The organism is Armatimonas sp. (assembly GCF_043760365.1).
GTDB lineage: Bacteria > Armatimonadota > Armatimonadia > Armatimonadales > Armatimonadaceae > Armatimonas.
Window position 1 is genome coordinate 1 of sequence record NZ_JAYUPA010000405.1, and the last position, 4,967, is coordinate 4,967.

The 4,967-nt window shown below is 57.8% G+C and carries 6 protein-coding genes; 4 read left to right on the forward strand and 2 right to left on the reverse strand.

Annotated features, from left to right (window positions below; genetic code table 11):
• Positions 1 to 800, reverse strand: an 800-nt coding sequence (locus ACH2EH_RS09580; RefSeq protein ID WP_395141131.1) for a DUF1552 domain-containing protein, incomplete at its 3' end; no start/stop codon positions are given.
• A 253-nt stretch (positions 801 to 1,053) separates the two neighbouring features.
• On the opposite strand from ACH2EH_RS09580, the gene ACH2EH_RS09585 reads away from it, so the two are divergent.
• The 4 genes from ACH2EH_RS09585 to ACH2EH_RS09600 all read left to right on the forward strand — a co-directional run bounded on the left by ACH2EH_RS09585 (position 1,054) and on the right by ACH2EH_RS09600 (position 3,073).
• On the forward strand, positions 1,054 to 1,785 hold the full coding sequence (locus ACH2EH_RS09585) for a hypothetical protein (protein ID WP_395141133.1): 732 nt from the start codon (positions 1,054 to 1,056) through the stop codon (positions 1,783 to 1,785).
• Between the two features lie 6 nt (positions 1,786 to 1,791).
• Positions 1,792 to 2,352, forward strand: a complete 561-nt coding sequence (locus ACH2EH_RS09590; protein ID WP_395141135.1) for a hypothetical protein — start codon at positions 1,792 to 1,794, stop codon at positions 2,350 to 2,352.
• An 89-nt stretch (positions 2,353 to 2,441) separates the two neighbouring features.
• Positions 2,442 to 2,714, forward strand: a complete 273-nt coding sequence (locus tag ACH2EH_RS09595; protein WP_395141137.1) for a hypothetical protein — start codon at positions 2,442 to 2,444, stop codon at positions 2,712 to 2,714.
• Positions 2,711 to 3,073, forward strand: a complete 363-nt coding sequence (locus ACH2EH_RS09600) for a clan AA aspartic protease (RefSeq protein WP_395141139.1) — start codon at positions 2,711 to 2,713, stop codon at positions 3,071 to 3,073. Before ACH2EH_RS09595 ends, ACH2EH_RS09600 begins: the two co-directional genes overlap by 4 nt.
• On the opposite strand, the gene ACH2EH_RS09605 is transcribed toward ACH2EH_RS09600, so the two are convergent.
• On the reverse strand, positions 3,070 to 4,967 hold a 1,898-nt coding region (locus tag ACH2EH_RS09605; protein WP_395141141.1), incomplete at its 5' end, for a DUF1592 domain-containing protein. The genes ACH2EH_RS09600 and ACH2EH_RS09605 overlap by 4 nt on opposite strands.

Genomic DNA, 4,967 nt, shown 5'->3' on the forward strand with positions numbered 1-4,967 from the left:
GGCATGGCATCGTTGTCGCGGCGCACACCAGGCTCTAGCGGCGGAACGGGGTGCCCCACATCCACTTTGCTGGCGGCTTGCAGCTCTTTTTCCAGATCACGAACCAGCGCCGTGTGCTCCTCTAAGATCTGACGATCCTGCGCGGAGACACTCTTACGGAGGGTTTCGAGATCGGCTTTCAGATCATCCAAGACGCTCTTGAGGCTCTGCTGGTCTTTGAGGCGTCCGTAGAGCTTGCCAAAAAGCTGGTAGGGATCGTCAATGGGTGAGATGGGCTTGTTGGCCCCCGCATAGCTCATTCGGGTCCAGGTGTCGGCGCGCTCGGGCACCATCACGCCCATTTCCAGCGAGCCAAAGCGTGTTCGCGTGGCGGGGCTGGCTTGCAGAAAGTTCTTGATCTCTTGATCTATCGAGATACCACTCGACCAGCCCGCCGGAGTGTCCGAGCCGCCCTGGACATTGCCGGGGAATAGCTCGACTCCTGTGAGCAAACACCCGATACCGCGCATGTGGCTGTCGCCATCGCCGCGCACCCGATCACAGACCCCGTTTAAGATCAGCGTGTTTTTCTTAAACGGCTCCAGCGGCGAGAGGCTCTCCTTGAGCGTGAAGTTCTCCCCGACTTCGTCGGGCCAAAAAGTATTAGGGACAATGCCGTCGGGCGAAAACAGCACGATCAAGCGCTGCTTGCGCTTACCCGCCGTTTGTGCGTGCGCCAGCGATGGCAGGTTGGCCAGAAACGGAAGCGCGGCGGCACTGAGGCCCAGCTCGCGCAGAAAGTCTCGTCGTGTGTTTTGCATAGTGTTATTTTACCAGAACCCACCCGGCTTCGTTCGTTCCTCACTACGCCACCCTCCCTCAGGGCAGGGAGGGTGCAAGGGGGATGGGTTCGTCGCAACACTATCTGTCGTTGTTGAAATCTTATCTGCCGTTGTTGGAGCACTGCGTACACTTGTTGTAACTTAGTGGTTTCTTGGTATAATTCTATGAGCCGTCGCTGATAGGCAGCGCACTCTTGTTGAAAATTACTCGCTTGTTGAGGATATCCTATTCATGGCCGATGAAACTGTTACCCCCATTGTTGCGGAGAAAAAGCCTGCCCGCGCCCGCGCCGCCTTTGACACTCAGGCCGTCAAACAGCTCGCTCTTGCCGCTGTTGTTGCCCACACCGCCCAGCGCCCCGAGTGCGCCGCGCCGCTTGCCGAGCGGGAGATCACGGCGGCGTTTGTAAGCCAGCTCCTCACTGATGAAGCGGCGTGCCAGGGGAAAATCGCCCAGGCAAGTACTCTACGTGCCACCGGCAAGAACACCACCGCCACCGAACGCACCGCCAAGCAGACCCTGCTGGAGCGCACCACCGATATTCAGAGCGCCGTGATGCTCCAGTGGAGTGGCCAGCCCGCACACAAAGGCGACCGCGAAGCGTATGGAATCGGCAAGCCCCTGCGCTCGCTCAGTCGCCCCAACCTAGAGACCGTGCTGATCGGCATCTCCCAGCGCCTGACCACTGACACCCTCCCCGGCATCACGACCGCCAAAGTGCAAGCCTTCCAGAGCGCCCTCACCGCGTGGCAGTCCACCGATATTTCCCAGTCCACCCACGCCACCGATGCTGCCCAGCTTCTCATCGAAGCCAAAGCCGACCTCGCCAGCATCAACGCCCGTCGCCTAAAACTCCAGCTCGCCGCCGACGCCGCCTTCCCCTACTACGAAAAAGAAAACGCCGCGCTACGTAGCGAGTTCGGTTTACCCAAGACTAGGCCGTTTCGTCCTGTGCAGGAATAGAAAGCCATGAACACACGCCCAACATTTGAGGATCGTATCTATGAGCGCGTGGTGAATCAGATTCACTCCTGGGATACCAAGCAGTACCCAGACATCTATGCCCTCTCCTTCCTCTACTCCACCGGCTTTGCAGAGGATATTGAGGGTAACGATATTTGTATCGAAGCAGGGCTTTCGGTTAGCTTCAACACACTCTCACACTATCAATCACAAATAGAGAAGGCATCAAGTGCTCAGGAGGCAAAATGGAACTTTGCCTTCTGGTTACAAAAGCCAGTAATAGAGATGCCACAGTTTCTTGGAGGCACCGTAGATCCCGAAGACTGGGAGATATATCAAGCCTGGATAGCCACACAAAATGTAGATGATGATGAAGTATCAAAAACCCTTGTAGATTGCTATGCTGCCATTGCAAAACGTCTTCATGACGAAGGTATCCTTACCCAAACGCTTTGTCGAAATATACCCATTATCATTCACGATCTGGAGTATGAAGAGCTTGGAGACACTGCAACCCGCTGGGCAAACCCAAAAGCTCTCCTTATCGAATATCTTGCGGAATGGTAAGGGAAAATAAAAAACTGAAAACTGTCATCATTGAACACGTAAAATCCCCGTGATACCATAACGTAAACATCTGTTTGGAGAAGCCGATTATGCCACAACCTCATCTGCCCTATGAAGAAATTGATCGTCTTGGGGAGAGTATTTACCAAACGAAGCTCAGGGCGCTTTTGGAAACACCTGAGAATATTGGGCGGCTTGTTTCCATAGATGTCGAAACCGGCGACTACGAAGTCGGCGACGATCTGCTCGCTTCCGGCAAACGTATCCATGAGCGCCACCCGAATGCCCTACTCTACGGCGTTCGCATCGGCTATAACGCGGTCTATGCGGTGGGAGGAATGCTGGAGCGCACAAGCAAGTGACAGGGACGATTATTGGGCGCAAGGCCACGCTTCCTGTCACTCTCCTCTTGCCTGGTCAGCCGCGCTTGACGATGGAGTTTGTGCTGGACACCGGCTACGAAGGAGCACTGACGCTTCCCATTGCGGCAGTCGAGCTACTCCAGCTTCCCTTCTCGCATCGCATCTCGGCCAACCTGGCGGATGATAGTGCCAAGCCCGTGTCCGTCCACATTGCCACGATTCTCTGGAACGACGCGACCTGGGAAGTCCCGGTTCTTGCAATGGGGAAACGTCCCTTGCTTGGCACACTTCTCCTCGAAAACCACGATATTGCGCTGCACTTTACCGAGGGCGGCGTGGTAGAAATTCGTCCGTTCTAGCCAACACTTATTGGCGACGACGCCACGACGGCGATTTCGACGAGGAGTTTTTTGATGTTGTAGCCATTCGCCACGAAGCGCTTCTGAAGCTCCAGCGAGGTTTTAGGGCCGTAGGCGCGGATGGGCTGCTTGGTGACGAACTGAAAGAGGCGCTCGACGAAAGTGGCGTGGACTTCCTCGCTGCTGGCGAGGAACTGGGCTAGCTCGCGGGGGCCGTTGAATTTTTGCACTGTCCCTTTGCGTGTCTGATAGGTGCCGGTGGCGTCAATCGGCTGGTCGTTTTCTTTCTCGCGCAGCTTCCCAATCGCATCGAAGCGCTCCAGCGGGAAGCCGAGCGGGTTGATCATCTGGTGGCAGGAGACGCAGGCGGCGGGCTTGGTCTGGATCGAGACGCGCTGGCGGGTGGTGAGCTTGGGCTGCAAGTCGGCGGGCGTGGGCGTGACGGCAATCGGCGGCGGGGCGAGGACGCGGCCTAGGAAGTTTCGGGTGATGAGCACGCCCCGGTGAATGGGGTCGCTGGTGGAGAAGTAGGCTAGACTGGCGAGCATGTACGGCTGAGTCAAGACCCCCGCGCGGCTCTTGCCATCCAGGCTCACCGGCTGAAACGGCGCATCCGACGGCAGCGACGCGCCATAGACTTTCGCAAGCCGTCCGTTGAGATAGATCTTGTCGCTGAGCAGCAGCTCACGGAAATCAGACTTCTCGCCCCAGGCCGTGTTCTCTAAAAACAGCTCCAGCGATGTCCGCAAGTCCGACGCGGCGGCTTCATCGAACTCAGGAAAGCGTTTTTTATCTTTGGCGAGGTCGGGGTACTGATCCACTTTTAGCCACGTTAGCAAGAACTCACGCACCTTGCTCCAGGTGCGCGGATCGGCCAGCATCTTCTCCGCCTGCGAACGAACCGCTTCGGGAGTCGCCAGCTCGGTCTTGAGCAGCGCCTCATCGGGCAGCGAGTCCCAGAGGGTCAGCGCGAGCTTGGAGGCCGTGTTGTTCTCCCGGTAGAGGAAAAACGGCGACTTGAGCGTGAGCAAGACCACGCGCTTGAGAGCGGTCTCCGTATCAGGCGCTTGGGTGAAGTGCCGCGCTACGTAGCGCTGCACCTCGGCATCGGTGAGCTTGCGGCGAAACGCACGCTCGACAAACGTGCGGGCAAAAGCCTTCTCGTCCATTCCCCACTTACGAGTTGCCACAAACTGCGCTGTCTCCAGCGCCGCGTTGGTGACGGCTTCGTCCCAGGCCTTGGAAACCATGCTGCTGCGCTCGTAGCCCATGCTCCGGTCTTCCGGCGGGAAGGGCGTGTTGACCAGAAACGTCTCCGGCACCGAGCTAGGCACCAAGCAGCGACTCGGGATCGGCTCATCAGTGAGGTGCGGGCGCTTCCAGGCCAGGGTCACAAACGCAGGAGGAGCGGGTTTGCCCTCTTTTTTCTTGGTATCGTCCACCCCGACCGTAGATTTCGAGAACTCCAGCCGGATCGGGTACGTACGGCCTCCGAGCAAATAAATAGGGGCACGAAACTCCGTACCCTTGCCAGACTTAATCCAGGCATCAATCAGCGACTTTTTACTATCGTTCACCCAGAGCTGCACGGCGTGGTCGCTCTTGACTACCAGCTCGTAATCGCCCGTATCGGGGGCAACGAGGCTACCCTCCCAACGGATGGAGAACTGGTGCGGCTCGAACTGATCGGCAGTCGGCCCCGCCGTCCCGAAATCAAATGCCACCTGCGGATCCGTGCGCTGTAGCACGCGCTCGTTGTTGTTGAAGCGCTTGGCCTTGAAGTACTCCGCCTTCAGCCCTCGCTCTGTCCCTACAGCCGCGCCGGGGCGGAAGCTCCCTACCAGATCGGCGACCGCGCTCTTAAACTGCCGCGCCGTTAATCGCGAGAGGCTCA